This is a genomic window from Bradyrhizobium sp. SZCCHNRI1029 (assembly GCF_032487555.1).
In the GTDB taxonomy this organism is placed as follows: domain Bacteria; phylum Pseudomonadota; class Alphaproteobacteria; order Rhizobiales; family Xanthobacteraceae; genus Bradyrhizobium.
This window is the reverse complement of the sequence record NZ_JAUEUK010000001.1, coordinates 1128845-1142350: the sequence shown is the minus strand read 5'-3', so window position 1 is coordinate 1142350 and position 13506 is coordinate 1128845. Positions and strand designations below refer to the sequence as shown.

The 13506-nt window shown below is 67.7% G+C and carries 14 protein-coding genes; 4 read left to right on the top strand and 10 right to left on the bottom strand.

Annotated features, from left to right (window positions below; all coding sequences use genetic code 11):
* Nucleotides 1–2: 2 nt before the first annotated feature.
* A complete protein-coding gene (locus QW861_RS05305) occupies nucleotides 3–1202 on the top strand; it encodes an efflux RND transporter periplasmic adaptor subunit (protein ID WP_315714811.1) in 1200 nt (399 codons plus the stop codon).
* A 25-nt stretch (nucleotides 1203–1227) separates the two neighbouring features.
* Here the strand turns inward: QW861_RS05305 and QW861_RS05300 are convergent, their stop codons facing one another.
* From QW861_RS05300 to QW861_RS05285, 4 genes are all read right to left on the bottom strand, one after another.
* Nucleotides 1228–2325 (bottom strand): D-alanine--D-alanine ligase family protein, encoded by a 1098-nt coding sequence (locus QW861_RS05300; RefSeq protein WP_316192765.1) that lies wholly within the window; start codon nucleotides 2323–2325, stop codon nucleotides 1228–1230.
* Nucleotides 2326–2441: 116 nt separating this feature from the next.
* Nucleotides 2442–2978 carry a thermonuclease family protein gene (locus tag QW861_RS05295; protein WP_316185395.1) on the bottom strand — a complete coding sequence of 179 codons (537 nt, stop codon included), beginning with the start codon at nucleotides 2976–2978 and terminating at the stop codon, nucleotides 2442–2444.
* A gap of 157 nt (nucleotides 2979–3135) precedes the next feature.
* Nucleotides 3136–3321 (bottom strand): hypothetical protein, encoded by a 186-nt coding sequence (locus QW861_RS05290; RefSeq protein WP_315714985.1) that lies wholly within the window; start codon nucleotides 3319–3321, stop codon nucleotides 3136–3138.
* Between the two features lie 166 nt (nucleotides 3322–3487).
* On the bottom strand, nucleotides 3488–3901 hold the full coding sequence (locus tag QW861_RS05285; RefSeq protein ID WP_315714984.1) for a hypothetical protein: 414 nt from the start codon (nucleotides 3899–3901) through the stop codon (nucleotides 3488–3490).
* Between the two features lie 500 nt (nucleotides 3902–4401).
* On the opposite strand from QW861_RS05285, the gene QW861_RS05280 reads away from it, so the two are divergent.
* The 3 genes from QW861_RS05280 (at nucleotide 4402) to QW861_RS05270 (ending at nucleotide 6634) form a co-directional block, all read left to right on the top strand.
* Nucleotides 4402–5256, top strand: coding sequence for an HWE histidine kinase domain-containing protein (locus QW861_RS05280; protein ID WP_315714808.1), 855 nt, complete (start codon nucleotides 4402–4404; stop codon nucleotides 5254–5256).
* 25 nt (nucleotides 5257–5281) lie between these two features.
* Nucleotides 5282–5464: a hypothetical protein gene (locus QW861_RS05275; RefSeq protein WP_315749324.1), complete on the top strand. Its 183-nt coding sequence runs from the start codon at nucleotides 5282–5284 to the stop codon at nucleotides 5462–5464.
* A 153-nt stretch (nucleotides 5465–5617) separates the two neighbouring features.
* Nucleotides 5618–6634: an NAD(P)-dependent alcohol dehydrogenase gene (locus QW861_RS05270; protein ID WP_315749326.1), complete on the top strand. Its 1017-nt coding sequence runs from the start codon at nucleotides 5618–5620 to the stop codon at nucleotides 6632–6634.
* A gap of 241 nt (nucleotides 6635–6875) precedes the next feature.
* Here QW861_RS05270 and QW861_RS05265 read toward each other — a convergent pair whose 3' ends face one another.
* The 6 genes from QW861_RS05265 to QW861_RS05240 all read right to left on the bottom strand — a co-directional run bounded on the left by QW861_RS05265 (nucleotide 6876) and on the right by QW861_RS05240 (nucleotide 13478).
* Nucleotides 6876–7607: a hypothetical protein gene (locus QW861_RS05265; protein ID WP_315749328.1), complete on the bottom strand. Its 732-nt coding sequence runs from the start codon at nucleotides 7605–7607 to the stop codon at nucleotides 6876–6878.
* Between the two features lie 53 nt (nucleotides 7608–7660).
* Nucleotides 7661–8575 carry a DMT family transporter gene (locus tag QW861_RS05260; RefSeq protein WP_315714804.1) on the bottom strand — a complete coding sequence of 305 codons (915 nt, stop codon included), beginning with the start codon at nucleotides 8573–8575 and terminating at the stop codon, nucleotides 7661–7663.
* Nucleotides 8576–8874: 299 nt separating this feature from the next.
* Nucleotides 8875–10047: a M20 aminoacylase family protein gene (locus QW861_RS05255; RefSeq protein ID WP_315749331.1), complete on the bottom strand. Its 1173-nt coding sequence runs from the start codon at nucleotides 10045–10047 to the stop codon at nucleotides 8875–8877.
* 194 nt (nucleotides 10048–10241) lie between these two features.
* Nucleotides 10242–10454 (bottom strand): MJ0042-type zinc finger domain-containing protein, encoded by a 213-nt coding sequence (locus tag QW861_RS05250; RefSeq protein ID WP_315749332.1) that lies wholly within the window; start codon nucleotides 10452–10454, stop codon nucleotides 10242–10244.
* An 83-nt stretch (nucleotides 10455–10537) separates the two neighbouring features.
* Nucleotides 10538–12283, bottom strand: a complete 1746-nt coding sequence (locus QW861_RS05245; protein WP_315749333.1) for a CHAD domain-containing protein — start codon at nucleotides 12281–12283, stop codon at nucleotides 10538–10540.
* 241 nt (nucleotides 12284–12524) lie between these two features.
* Nucleotides 12525–13478, bottom strand: a complete 954-nt coding sequence (locus tag QW861_RS05240) for an exopolysaccharide biosynthesis protein (protein ID WP_315749335.1) — start codon at nucleotides 13476–13478, stop codon at nucleotides 12525–12527.
* Nucleotides 13479–13506: the final 28 nt, after the last annotated feature.

Genomic DNA, 13506 nt, shown 5'->3' with positions numbered 1-13506 from the left:
GCATGCCACCCGTTTTGCGCCGCGTCGTCATCGTATCGAGCGTTCTGGCGGCGGCCGCCGTCATCGCCTGGATGATGATGCCGGGCCCCGTCCCGGTGGAGACGGCCGCGGTGACGAAAGGGCGGTTCGTTGCCACCGTCGAGGACGACGGCAAGACGCGGGTGCGCCAGCGCTACGTCGTGGCCGCGCCGCTCGCCGGCCGTCTCGGCCGCATCCGCTTCAAGGCCGGCGACCAGGTCAAGGCCGACGACGTGGTCGCCACAATCATGCCGGCGCCGGCGCCGCTGCTCGATCCGCGGGCCCGCCGCGAGGTCGAGGAGCTGCTCGGTGCGGCAGAGGCCAATGTCGAGCGCGCCAAGGAGGTAGTGGCCCGAGCGCAGGCGCAGAGTGCGCAGGCGAGCGCCGATCTGGCGCGTACCACGGCCCTGGCCGCCAGCGGAGCCGCGACGGCGCAGGCGCGGGAGCGCGCCGAGCTCGCGATGCGGATTGCCGAACGTGACCTGCGCGCCGCCGAATATGCCGACCATGCCGCCGAGCACGAGCTCAGCCAGCTCAGGGCGATGCTGGCGCGCTACGGGAGCAAGACCGATGCCGATGCGCCGGCGGATAGCTGGAGCGTGACCGCGCCGGTCGGCGGGCTGGTGCTGAAAGTGATCCAGGAAAGCGAGACGACGGTGCAGCCAGGCGCGGCGCTGCTCGAGCTCGGCGATCCCCGTGATCTCGAAGTGGTCATCGACGTGCTGAGCACCGACGCGGTCGAGATCCGTCCCGGCGCCGAGGTCACGATCGATCGCTGGGGCGGGGCAGGCCGCCTGTCGGGCAGGGTTCGCCGGGTCGAGCCGGCGGCTTTCACGAAGATCTCCACGCTCGGCGTCGAGGAGCAGCGGGTCAACGTGCTGATCGACATCGTCTCGCCGGCCGAGCAATGGCAGCGGCTCGGCGATGCCTATCAGCTCGATGCGCAGATCGTCGTCTTCACGCAGGAGGATGCGACCATCGTTCCGACCGGCGCGCTGTTCAAGCGCGGTGACGACTGGTCGGTGTTCGCGCTGAAGGATGGGCGCGCCGAGTTGCGCACCGTCCGGCTCATCCGGCGCTCGGGCCGGTTCGCCGCCGTGGCCGACGGCGTCGCCAGCGGCGATGTCGTGATCATCTATCCCAGCGACCGGGTCGCCGCCGGCGTCAAGGTGGCGCCGCGCTGACCTGCGGCGGCCGCAGACGCGTTCCTCAGCGCTGCGACGCCAGTTGCCTGAGCCGGGCATGGCGCGCCAGCGCGTGTGCGATCAGACTGTCCATCAGCGCCGGCTGGGGCAGGCCGGTGGCCTCCCACATCTTCGGGTACATGCTGATGTTGGTGAAGCCCGGCAGGGTGTTCACCTCGTTGACGTAGACCTCCTCGCCGCGGACGAAGAAGTCGACGCGCGCGAGACTCTCGCAGCAGAGCACGCCGAACACCTCGGTGGCCATCTTGCGGATGCGCGCGGCGAGAGCGGGTTCGACCCGCGCCGGGACGTGCAGCGAGGCGCCCTTGGCATCGGTGTATTTGGCCTCATAGGAATAGAAGCCGTGGCTGTCGGCGGGCACGATCTCGCCGAGCTCGGAGGCGGCGACCTCGCCGTCGGCACGCTCCAGCACCGCGCATTCGATCTCGCGCACCGGGCTGATGCAGCGCTCGATCAGGATCTTCAGGTCGAAGCGCAGCGCCAGGCGGCAGGCGGCTTCGAACTCCTCGGCGTTGCGCGCCTTGGAGATGCCGACGGAGGAGCCGAGATTGGCCGGCTTGACGAACAGCTCGGATGACCCGACGGCGTCGACCGCCGCCGCATAGGTCACAGGCGACGCTTCCGTCATGGTGACGAACGGCACGATCGGCAGGCCGGCATCGCGCAGCAGGCGCTTGGCGACGTCCTTGTCCATCGCCGCCGCCGATCCCATCACGCGGCCGCCGACATAGGCGACATCGGCGAGCTCCAGCGCGCCCTGCACGGTGCCGTCCTCGCCGTTCGGACCGTGCAGCACCGGAAACACGACGTCGAAGGCGAGCTCGCGCGGGGCGCCGTCGCCGATGACCAGCGCGCGGCCCTGGCCGGCCGGCAGCAGCACGATCTGCGGGCCGTCAGCGGGTACGGTCAGCGCCGCGCCTGTGCCGTCATTCGCAGCGTCGGCGAGCACCCAGCGTCCGTCGGTGGTGATGCCGATCAGCGTGACGGCGTAGCGGCCGGCATCGAGCGAGCGGACGATGTTGGCCGCCGAGGCCCGCGAGACGTCGTGCTCCGCCGAGCGCCCGCCGAACAGGATCGCCACGCGCGTCTTTGTCTCCGTCATCGTCCTCATCCAGCCCTGATCTCTGCGATGCGCGACCGTACAGCCAGAGGCCAACGCGTGGCAATTGAGGTGTTGTGTCGGGTGTGGTGGAAGGCGACGTCGTCATGCGGCGGCGCTCACCGCCAGCCGATCCCGCCGTCCGAGCACACCGACGTCGTGCCGCCGGCATGCATGCAGCTCCGATAGAGCGGCGGCTCGATGAAGCGGCCCGACCAGATGCCGCGGCCGGCGCGGCGGGCGGCGCGCTGATCGGCGGTGTAAACGCCGCGCGAATATTGCGGCTCCTCGACCGCAAGCCCGCGCGACACCATGAACTGGCCGAGATCCGTCGCGCCGGCGGCGCAACGCGCGACGATGCGGCCGTAGCGATCGCCATCGACCGGCAGGCAGCGCAGAACCTTGCTGCGCGTGAACGCGTCCAGCGTGTTGGCGGCCAGCGCGCCGCAGCGATATGGCTTGCGGTCGCGGCCGCGGCAGAGCTGCGCGCTTTCGGGCGCGTCGATGCCCCACAGGCGAATCCGTTCGCCGTGAATGTCCAGCGTGTCGCCATCGACGATGCTGACGCGGCCGACGAGCTCAGCGGCTGTGGCGGGGAAAGCGAGGAGAAGCGGCAGAACGAGGCAGGCGAGACGGGGGAGGAGACGTCGCAAGATCGGCACCTGTGGCGCTGAGAGGGGCGTGATCGCTCGCTGCGCGAATCGATCGCGGATCATCCCGATCTATAGCGAATGGGAGGTGCGCGATTGTGTGGCGAGCACCGCAACAGCAGCGGAGCGCAATCGGCGCAGTTCGTCCGGCGAGCGTCGCGGTTCAGCGCAGGCTCGCATTCTCTGCGTGCCCATCCCGTGCGCGCGCCGCGTGCTCGACCTCGGCGGCGAGCATGCTCAGATGCTCGGCCAGGCGCGCGAACAGCTCGCGCTTGTCGCGGTCGGTGGCGAGATCACGAATGAGGGCGCATTCCGCTGCGTCGGCCCGCAGCTTGTCCGGCTGGGTCATCAACTCTGACATGTTCCGCTTCCCTGCCGCGCCGGCAAGTTTTCGAAACAACGGATCGTCATGATTGTTCCGGGTGTCCATGCATTTTTTCGAGCGGCGCCGTCAGCGCCTGATCGGAGTACCTCTATGGGGATGCGAGATGACGCGACGCTCGGCATTCGACTGTCTATCGTTCACCGGGCCACCATGTCGAGGCCGGATGCGCGGCCGAGATCTTGGTCTCGCGCAATGCCACCAGCGCGCTGCGCTTGTAGGGACGACCGCGCAGCCGCGAGCAGTCCTGGCAGCGCATGTAGCGCTCGAGTTCATGGATTGGCGTCGTCTTGGCGCGCCTGATGATGTCGAGCGCAACGGTCTGATTGGTGTCGCAGCCGAGGCAGCGCACTTCGAGATAGTAATAGCCCGCGTTGAGCGCGTCGCCGAGCAGCGGCGACGGCTGCGCCGGTCCCTTGTAGCCGAGCATCCGCTTATTCCAGGCGTCGCAGGCCAGACGATCCGCTTCCTTGCGCGCGCGCGCGGCCTGCTCCTGCGCGATGCGGATGCCGGCACCGTAGAGTCTCTCGCGCGATTTCGTCGTCATGACCGCCATGATCGACGCTGCGGCGCTCAGCGGCAAGCCGCTAGGGTTAGCGCAGCAAGAGGCGCCGGATACAAGCTCTCTCGCGTGCAGCGTTCCGATACCGTTGTCTTTCAGTTCATCGGCGCAGCCGGCGACGAGCTCATCATGCAACGTCCAGCATTCGTGCTGCGCCGACGCGACGCGGAGTAGCACTGATGGTGTCGAGCAGAGGCGCTGGGGGCGCAGGGGCCATGTAGTCACGCTTGCCGGTGGCGGCGCGGCGGTCGCTTCTCCCACCACGCGGCATGATGCGTTCCGTCTGGCGCAACAGGGCCGTCAAACGCAACGGCGCGGCAAAAGTTCCTAAAATTTTTGCGCCCATGCGGCAGTTGCTTCAGCTTGTTCCTGCAGGCGTCCGGCGATAGACCTTGCGCTCGGGGTCAATCGTGCGCGCGGGTCGGAGTTTCTCAGATTGGATCGTTCGGGGCAGACAGTGGTCGGCGACCACGTTTCTGCTCACCATGCTCGCCGTCGCGATTTCGACCGCGGGCCGGATCGGGCTGGACTATGCCGGCGCGACGCTGCCCTACGCGACGTTCTACCCTGCGGTGGTGTTCGCCGCGCTGCTCGGCGGCATTCCCGCGGCCATTTTTGCCGCCTGGCTGTCTGCCACCGTGGTGCTCGTCGGCTTCACCGATCGTCCCGATCATGCCGAGGCGATCAACCTCGTCGGATTCCTCAGCACCGCGGCGCTGATCATCTGGCTCGGGCATCTCTGTCGCGGCGCGCTGATGGAGCTGAAGCGCAGCGAGCATGCGCGCGAGTTGCTGCTCGGCGAGCTGAGACATCGCGTGAACAATCAGCTCGCGTTGTTTCAGGCGATCGTCAGATCGAGCCTGTCGGGCGAGGATCGCGCCAAAGGGGAAGCGATCGCGCTGCGGCTCGACGCCGTCGCGCGCGCCAACAGTCTCGCCTGGTCGGACCACCGCCTGATGACCTTGCGCATGCTGCTCGACGTCGAGCTGCAGCCGTATCGCGCCTCCGGCGCCGTGACGGTGGACGGCCCGGACATGCCGTTGGGGCCGGAAGCGGTGCGTAATCTCGCGCTGGTGTTCCACGAACTTGCGACCAACGCCGTCAAATACGGCGCGCTGCGCGGCCAGGGTGGACGACTCGAGGTCCAGATCGCGCAGGAGGGCGGCCGCGGCAGCGTGGCCTGGCGCGAGCTCGGTCCGCACCCGATCGAGCCGCCCGGGAAAGAGGGCTTCGGCACGCGCATGATCCGTGCGAGCCTTGCGGCGATCGGCGGCAGCATCGAGCAGGATTATCGCGACGAAGGTCTGGTCTGCCGGATCAGGTTCGACGCGGCGATGTGAAGGCCCGGTTCCTCGCAGGCGTCGCATGTCTCGCGGCGCGTGGCATGGCTGCGATGCGAAACGCGCAGCGGCGTTGCTGCGTATGTGTTCGATGGAACGGCGCGACATGCTGCTGCTGGCTGGATTGCTGCTGCTGGCACTCACCATTACCTGGGTTGGCACGGAATATGTGCTGAACCATGTCGTGATCCCGCTGATCGATGACTGAGAGCCGGCGGCGCCGCGACCATCGGATTTGCGTTGCGTTCGCGTTGTCTGTCCGCCGCGCGGAACGAGGCTCGGCTTGATCGCCGGCACGAAACGCTTCACCATTCCCGGCAGAACAACGAAGCGGCGACGCCGCTTGGGCGGGAGACATCGGATGCAATGTTACGAGCTGCAGGGGCCCGGCGGAATCGATGCGCTGGCGCTGGTCGACAAGCCCGTGCCGCAGCCGGGGAGGGGCGAGGTGCTGGTGCGGCTGACGGCGGCGAGCATCAACTATCGTGACCTGATCACGGTGAGGGGCGGCTACGGCTCGCGGCAGAAATTTCCGCTGGTGCCGCTGTCCGACGGCGCAGGCGTGGTCGAGGCGGTCGGTGAGGGCGTCACAGCATTCGCGACCGGCGACCGAGTCATCGGCAGCTTCTTCGAGAGCTGGACCGGCGGCGAGCCGAGCGAAGCGAAGATGCGTGCGGCGCTGGGCGGCGCCGTCGACGGCACGTTGACGGAGTATCGGGTGTTTCCCATGCACGCGCTGGTGCGGACGCCGGCGCATCTCACCGACGTCGAGGCCGCGACATTGCCGTGCGCCGGCGTCACCGCCTGGAGCGCGGTGATCAAGCTCGGCGGCATCAGGCCCGGCCACACCGTGCTGACGCAAGGCAGCGGCGGCGTCTCGATCTTTGCGCTGCTGATCGCGAAGATGGCCGGCGCGCGGGTGATCGCGACGTCGTCGAGTGAAGCCAAGATCGCGCGGCTGACGGCGCTCGGCGCCGATGTCACGCTGAACTACAAGCAGGTGCCGGATTGGGGCAAGAAGGCGCGCGAGATCACCGGGCAGGGCGTCGATCTCGTGGTCGAGGTCGGCGGCGTCGGCACCTTGAACGAGTCGATCCGCGCCACCCGGATCGGCGGCACCATCGCCTTCATCGGCGTGCTCGCCGGTGCGCCGGCCTCGGAGCTGCGGCTGCCGCTGATGGTGATGCAGCAGCAGCGGCTGCAGGGCGTCACGGTCGGCTCGGTCGACGATCTCCAGGCGCTGGCGAACGCGCTGACGCTGCATCAGGTGAAGCCGGTGGTCGACCGCGTGTTTCCGTTCAGCGAGGCGCGCGAGGCGTTCCACTACATGGCGAGCGGCGCGCATCTCGGCAAGGTGACGATCGCGATCGGGGGATGAGTGACCACGCTGCTGTCGGCGACTGCGTCATCGAAGCAGGGCAGCACTCTTAGCCTCACTCTCTCCGCCGTCATTCCGGGGCGCGTCGCGCAGCGGCGCGAGCCCGGAATCCATAGCCACAGGATGCTGTGCGACGCGAGCTGGCCGGTATGCTCGTCTTCGCCACCTGCACAGTCGTGGTTATGGATTCCGGGCTCGTCGCTGCGCGCCGCCCCGGAATGACGGCGAGAGAAACGGGCTGCTAATGACGTGGCGGTTTGCGGTGCTGTTTTGGCAGCTTCAATTGCCAGCGGCCGTTGCTGCGTTCGACAGAGGCCGGGAATGGCTTCATCTCGGTGCCGACCTTGAAGGTGGCGATGAGCTTGACGCGGTCGTCGCCGTCCCAGCCGTCGAACTCGTAGAAGGTGTAGTCGTCGTCAGGGGTGAGATAGGACCAGCCCCCCAGCTTGAGGTCGAACGGCGCGGCAACGATCTCCATCCCGTTGCCGCAGCCGGAGGGACCTTCGCTGGAGCAGACCGAAAACAGCCAGCGGCGGCTTGGCGAGGCGTGCGGCGGCGAATGGATCTTGGTCTCGATGACGCGATTGAGCCACAGCAGCATCCATTGCACGCCTTCCCAATAGCCGATCTCGATCAGCAGGAGTTCGTGCTCCGGAAAGTAGCCGACGAGCTTGTACTCGACCGAGTCGTCCTCATGTCCGGGTAGGTCATCCGGAAGTCGGGTCACGTAGCTTCTGGTGGAACCATCCTTGAATGTGATTTCCAGCGACTTGCCGTTGCGCCTGACGACATCGTTCAACTGAGCGAGGCAGGCCTGCTCGTCGCGGTCGAGGTCGGCCTTGCCGGTGTCTCCTTTGCAGCGGCCGTCTTGTGAAGGATGCTCCGACATCGCGTAGGGGATGTCGGCCGAGGCCGCGGCCGGACCAATCGTGGTTGCCAGCGCGACAAGAAGCAAAACGAAGATGCATTGCATTTTATTGATCCAGCGTTGCCGCTTTGGGTTCAAAGCAGCGCTGGTGCGTGCGGTCAACCTTGGATCGGATCGCCTGTCGGCTTCTTGCGCGCGGGCAGCGTCATCGCGATCACACCAATGAGGACACAGGTGAGGCCGATCCAGGCGGTCGGCGCGAGGTGCTCGCCGAGCCCGGCCACGGCGATCGCAACGCCGATCGGCACCCGCAGATAGGATTGCGCGGTGGCGCCGATCGAGCCGAGCGTCTGCACCAGGCGGAAATAGATCACCATCGCGGCCGCAGTCGAGACGGTCGCGAGCGCGACCAGCGCCAGCACCGAGCGCAGTGACGGTGCCAGCGTCCACGGATGGTCGACGACCAGCGCAAGCGGGATCAGCACCGCGGCGCCCGACAGCAGCGATCCCGCGGCCGGCAACATCGGATCGAGTCCCTTGAAGCTCTTTCCCATGATCGCCGCACCGGCATAGCAGATGGTGGCGGCGACGATCGCAATCTGCGCCCACAGCTCGCGGCCAAGCCCGCCCAGCGCCTCGGTGCCGACGATGAGGCAGGTGCCGGCGAGTCCGGCGGCGACGCCGACCAGCTTGCGCAGGGTGACAGGCTCGTGGTGCGTCACCAGCGCGGTCAGCAGGAAGGTGAAGATCGGCGAGGTCGCGTTGAGGATCGTCGCAAGACCCGCCTCGACGGTGCGCTCGGCCCAGGCGATCAGCGTGAATGGCACGACGCTGTTGAGACCGGCCTGGATCACGAAGCGACGCCAAATCGTCCGGTCACGCGGCCAAGCGAGGCCGCGGCTGCGGATGATCGCGGCCAGCAGCAGCCCCGCAATCAGCGTGCGCGCGGCGATCAGGGTCAGCGGCGGAATGGTTTCGACGCCGATCTTGATGAAGGTGTATGAGGCGCCCCACAAGGTGGACAGAACGAGCAGGAGGGCGAATTCTGTCGTGAGATCGGAGCGGCTCTGCATGGTGCCTCGCGGGCGGGAGAATGGCTTCTCCTAGCCGGGCGGCGGCGCGCGATGTTTCGATACGGGGCGAACTGTTCGTGGAAGGAAACCGAAGCCATTCCGATCGGTGCATTGCGTCCCTGGACGCTTCGCTGGCGCTCGCGATGACGGAGCCTGTGGGGTCGGCGATGTCAGCCACACCCGTCATTGCGAGCGGAGCGAAGCAATCCAGACTGGCGATCCGATGAATATCCTGGATTGCTTCGTCGCCTACGGCTCCTCGCAATGACGCTCGTTGCGAGCTTGCGCGGTCGCTCCGATCAGTTCGCCGGCATGCTCTTCTCGACCAGCTTCACCCAGTACGATGCGCCGGCGCTGAGGATGTTGTCGTTGAAGCGGTAGGCCGGGTGGTGGCATTCGTTGCCGGGGCCCATGCCGAGGAACACGAAGGCGCCCGGGCGCGCCTCCAGCATGAACGCGAAATCCTCGCCGCCCATCAGCGGAATGGCGCGGTCGTTGACGCGCTCAGCGCCGGCGACGTCGCGGGCGACGTCGGCGGCGAAAGCCGCCTGCGCAGGGTGATTCATCGTCACCGGATATTTGCGCTCGTAGATCGCCTCGGCCGAGCCGCCATAGGCGCGCGCGGTGGCCTCGGCGACCTCGACGATGCGCCTCTCGACGAGATCGCGGATCTCCGGATCGAGCGTGCGCACGGTGCCCAGCATCTCGACCGTCTCGGGGATCACGTTGAAGGTGGTGCCGCCATGGATCGAGCACACCGAGATCACCGCCGACTTCAAGGGATCGACGTTGCGGGCGACGATCGACTGCAGCGCGTTGACGATCTGCGAGGCGATCAGGATGCTGTCGACCGCCCGGTGCGGGCCGGCACCGCCATGGCCGCCCTTGCCGGTGACCTTGATGTGGATCGCATCAGCCGAGGCCAGCATCGCGGCGGGCGAGATTTCGAAATGGCCTTCGGGCACGCCCGGCATGTTGTGCATGCCGTAGACCTCCTGGATGCCCCAGCGCGTCATCAGCCCGTCATCGACCATCGCCTTGCCGCCGGCGCCGCCTTCCTCGGCCGGCTGGAAGATGACGATGGCGGTGCCGTCGAAATTGCGGGTCTCGGCGAGATATTTCGCAGCGCCCAGCAGCATCGCGGTGTGGCCGTCGTGGCCGCAGGCATGCATCAGGCCCGGCGTCTTCGAGGCGTAGGGAACGCCAGAGGTTTCCTCGATCGGGAGCGCATCCATGTCGGCGCGCAGGCCGATGGTCCTGCCGGAGGCGGACTTGCGGCCGCGGATCACGCCGACCACGCCGGTGCGGCCGATGCCCGTCACCACCTCGTCGCAGCCGAATGCGCGCAGCTTGTCGGCGACGATGCCGGCGGTGCGATGCACCTCGTACAGCAGCTCGGGATGTTCGTGGAAGTCGTGGCGCCAAGCGGCCATTTCGTCGGAGAGCGCGGCGATGCTGTTGAGGATGGGCATGAGGACCGGATGACTCGCTGAAGTGGATCGGGACGCTGCAGTGGATGCGGCCAAGCCAGCCGGCAGCACCGCGCGGTGACCGACTATGACCCGGTCAAAAAAGCCAGGCAAGTTGCCGCCGGCCATGGCGCCATGCGCGGATGCGCGGTCACCTCGACGGACCACGCCGGGCGTTCCGGATTGCGGAACGGGAGTCAGGTGAGCGGGGCGGGGGCCGGCACGCGGGGATATTTGCGCTCGGGTGGTACCTCCAGGCGGAAGGCCCGCAGCTTCGGCTCGTCCCACGCCGCCAATGGCGTGCCGCAGACGCCGCAGTCGAACCGCCCGGCAGCGCCAATGGCGGAGGTCGATTCCGCGATCTCGTAGGCGGCACGGCAATGGGGACACGTCACGCTGGATATCTTCATGAGATCACGCTCCCAAACAGCTCGACCAGACGCCTTGAACCAGATCAATGCGGTCCATGAACCGACGTCACCGCGTCCGGTCGTCACGCCTCCTCGGCCTGCCATGGCGTCGGCGCCTTCGTGAAGGCGCGCCACGCCTCGCGCAACGGCTCCTCCACGCCGGCCATGGCATGCGACTGCCAGCCGGTGATCGCGGCGGCCGCGATCGCCGCCTCGGTGGAGGTGGTGCCGAGGGTCTCGATCACGCCGGCGGTGACCGCCATGTCGTTGTAGTGGCCAAGCTGTTCCTGGAAGCCGGCGAGCGTCCTGGCATATTTCTTCGCCGATTTGCTCGCGCCGTAGAGCGGCAGCAGGAAGTCGATGCTGTAGCGCAGCTTCTTCAGCGCGAGACGCAGCCGGTGGCGCCGCTCGGCCGACAGCTTCTTGAAGCGGCGGCCGCGCTTGAGCACCTTCTGGTGGCGCTCCGACAGGACAGGCCCGGCGAAATCGATCGCGGGCGCCGCGAGGCGTCGGAGATCGTCGGGGGAGACGTCGTTGCGCCAGCCGCGGGTCTCGATCCATTCGCCGAGGCCGAGCACGAAAGCGGCGCAGCGGCGCTCGGCAAGCGCGATGCGCAGCGTGCGATAGGCGAGATCGCGCCGCCGCTCGGCGAGCGCCCGGAGCGAGTCGAAGCCTGCAACAGTGGGGCAGGCCTCGGCGATCTCGGGCAGCGTATCGGTCAGGAACACGTCGAGGTCGCGCGCCGCCGAGAGGCTCTGTGCCAGCCAGCGCGCATCCGCCTCGAGACCGTCGAGCGTCGCCGAGGTCCCGAGCGGCCGCATCAGATGCAACGCGGCGCGCAGGCGGCGCAGCGCCACCCGCAACTGATGCACGCCTTCCGTATCGCGTCCGTCCTCTGCCGCAGGCATGGCCTGCAGCAGATGATGCAGGCTGCCGCGCAGGACGAGAGCGAAGCTCTCGTCGAGAGACACCGCCGGATCGAGGCGCAGCTTGGGCGGCTTTTCGGCCCCCGGCGCTGCTCCGGCTGCGAGGTCGAAACCGCGCGCGGATTTGCTGCGGATCGAAGGTCTGATCGGTCCGTGATCGGCGATGCGCTGTGCGATCTCGTAGATGGCGGCGGGGTTGCCGCTCTTGAGCTCCAGCTCGATCTCGCTCACGATCTCACGGTGCTCGCCGGCCTTGATGACACCGCTGTCGAACGCGATCTCGATGGTCGCGCCGGGCAAGTCGAGCATGCGCGCGTGACGATGCACGTCGGTCGTGAACACCGCCTCGAGCGTTGCCTCGGCCAGCGCGGAGCGAAGCTCCTCCGGCAGCAGCGCGGCCGCCAGCACCGGATCTGGCGCCAGCGAGCTGACGCTGGCCTCCCACTCTCCGCGCTTGAGTGGGTCGTCGCTGTGCTGCTCTTTCACGGTCTGCACGAAGCGCGAGCCGCTCTGGCGCACCCGCAAGGTGAAGCCGTTCTTCCACAGCGTGCGCTTCGGCGTGTCGTAGTAGACCGATGTCAGATGCTTGCGCGAGCCCTTGTTGCGCGCATGCGCGGTGACGACCGGTGCGTTGTTGAAGCCGGCGAGTTGATCGGGCGCGACGAGGAGTTTCAGCTCGATCTCGTGGCCGCTGCCGGCCGCCGGATCCGGCAAGGACGGCGCCGCGACCTCCACGCCAAGCGCTGCGGCATCCTCCTGCGTGGCCGCGTGATCGGCTAGGTGCTGCGCAGTCAAGCGATCGGCGGCGCCACCGGGATCGCTGCTCGCCGACTCACCACTCTCCCGCACGCCGACCGCATGGCCACTGCCGTGGATCGACGCCGGTGCGTTCGAATCGGGCATGTGTCGATTCTGTAACCGTTTAATGACAGTCATCTCTCGTATAGCTGCAGCCGGCACAAAGGGACAGTGGCATTTCTCGCAGGCCGTCGACGATGCGCGACGCGCCAGAGCTTACCGGTCGCATTTTTTGTTGCTGCTTCAATGACAAGTGCTCGCGCTTCCGGCCGGCAGGTGCTCACGAAGATATGTCCGTCGCAGCCGCAATGCACCGTCGTGCGGCCGCGCCGCCACAGGCGGAACTTCAGATCGAGCCGGTGAGCATGAAACGCGTGGCGATGAAGACGGCGGCTGCGGTGGTCGCAATGCTCGCGGCGGCCACGAGGCCGCGGCCGCGACGCGCCAGCGCGCGGGAGCGCTCGCGCGGATCCTGCGCCGGATCGAAGGATGCGCGCCGGCTGCGCCGGTGGCGTACCGCCTGCACCCAGAAGGCAAGCGCCGCGATGCCGGTTACCACTGCAAATACGGTTGTCACGCCTGCGGCAAAGCCGAGATCGACACCGACGCTTTCCAGCATCGCCCGCAGATGCACAGCTAAGCGGGCCAGGAGAGTTGCGGCATAGTCGGCTGCTGCGGCGCCGGTGTAGAGCAGAACGGCAGTCCAGACCACCGCAGCCATCGCAATCAGGATCGACACGAGCACGGCGAGGCCGTCGCCTGCCATGAAGCCGATCGAGGCGGCGATCAGCGCCAGCGCCGGCATCACGTTGCCCATCGGGATCGGCAGGATGATGGTGACCGCCATCAGAAGCAGCGGCAGCGCGAGCAGCATCCGCGCCGGCCGGCCGGTCAGCCAGACCAGCCGCTCCTCGCGCAGGCCGCGTTCGGCATAGCCCGCCCAGTCGAGACCGGCGCGGATTATCTTGCGCAGCAGCCGCTGCGGCACCGGCCGGCGGCGCAACTGTTCGGGCAGCCATAGCCGCTCGGCGCCGAACAGGATCTGCAGCGCGACCAGCGCGACAAAGGTGCCGAACACCACGCCGAATGGGCCCGGCAACGGGATCAGCGCCGGCAGGGTCAGCAGCAGCAGGGTCAGGCCAAGACCTTCCGATTCCAGCCGGTCGAACAACTCGCCGATCGACGGTTCCTCGGACCGCACCGTACGGGCGATCGCGAGCAGCCGGCGGCTGATCGGCCCGTTGTGACGGCGCGGCGCCGAGGAGTCCTCGTCGTCGGATGCGACATCATTCATTGCCACGCAGCAACCTCTTGTCCTTCGACCTGCC

Bases quoted from the DNA above. Each gene is read 5' to 3' on its own strand.
- QW861_RS05260 (WP_315714804.1), bottom strand. From the start codon at position 8,575: ATGCAGAGCCGCTCCGATCTCACGACAGAATTCGCCCTCCTGCTCGTT.
- QW861_RS05290 (WP_315714985.1), bottom strand. From the start codon at position 3,321: ATGACCCAGCCGGACAAGCTGCGGGCCGACGCAGCGGAATGCGCCCTC.
- QW861_RS05305 (WP_315714811.1), top strand. From the start codon at position 3: ATGCCACCCGTTTTGCGCCGCGTCGTCATCGTATCGAGCGTTCTGGCG.
- QW861_RS05275 (WP_315749324.1), top strand. From the start codon at position 5,282: ATGTCTCGCGGCGCGTGGCATGGCTGCGATGCGAAACGCGCAGCGGCG.
- QW861_RS05285 (WP_315714984.1), bottom strand. From the start codon at position 3,901: ATGACGACGAAATCGCGCGAGAGACTCTACGGTGCCGGCATCCGCATC.
- QW861_RS05255 (WP_315749331.1), bottom strand. From the start codon at position 10,047: ATGCCCATCCTCAACAGCATCGCCGCGCTCTCCGACGAAATGGCCGCT.
- QW861_RS05250 (WP_315749332.1), bottom strand. From the start codon at position 10,454: ATGAAGATATCCAGCGTGACGTGTCCCCATTGCCGTGCCGCCTACGAG.
- QW861_RS05280 (WP_315714808.1), top strand. From the start codon at position 4,402: ATGCTCGCCGTCGCGATTTCGACCGCGGGCCGGATCGGGCTGGACTAT.
- QW861_RS05270 (WP_315749326.1), top strand. From the start codon at position 5,618: ATGCAATGTTACGAGCTGCAGGGGCCCGGCGGAATCGATGCGCTGGCG.
- QW861_RS05300 (WP_316192765.1), bottom strand. From the start codon at position 2,325: ATGACGGAGACAAAGACGCGCGTGGCGATCCTGTTCGGCGGGCGCTCG.
- QW861_RS05245 (WP_315749333.1), bottom strand. From the start codon at position 12,283: ATGCCCGATTCGAACGCACCGGCGTCGATCCACGGCAGTGGCCATGCG.
- QW861_RS05265 (WP_315749328.1), bottom strand. From the start codon at position 7,607: ATGCAATGCATCTTCGTTTTGCTTCTTGTCGCGCTGGCAACCACGATT.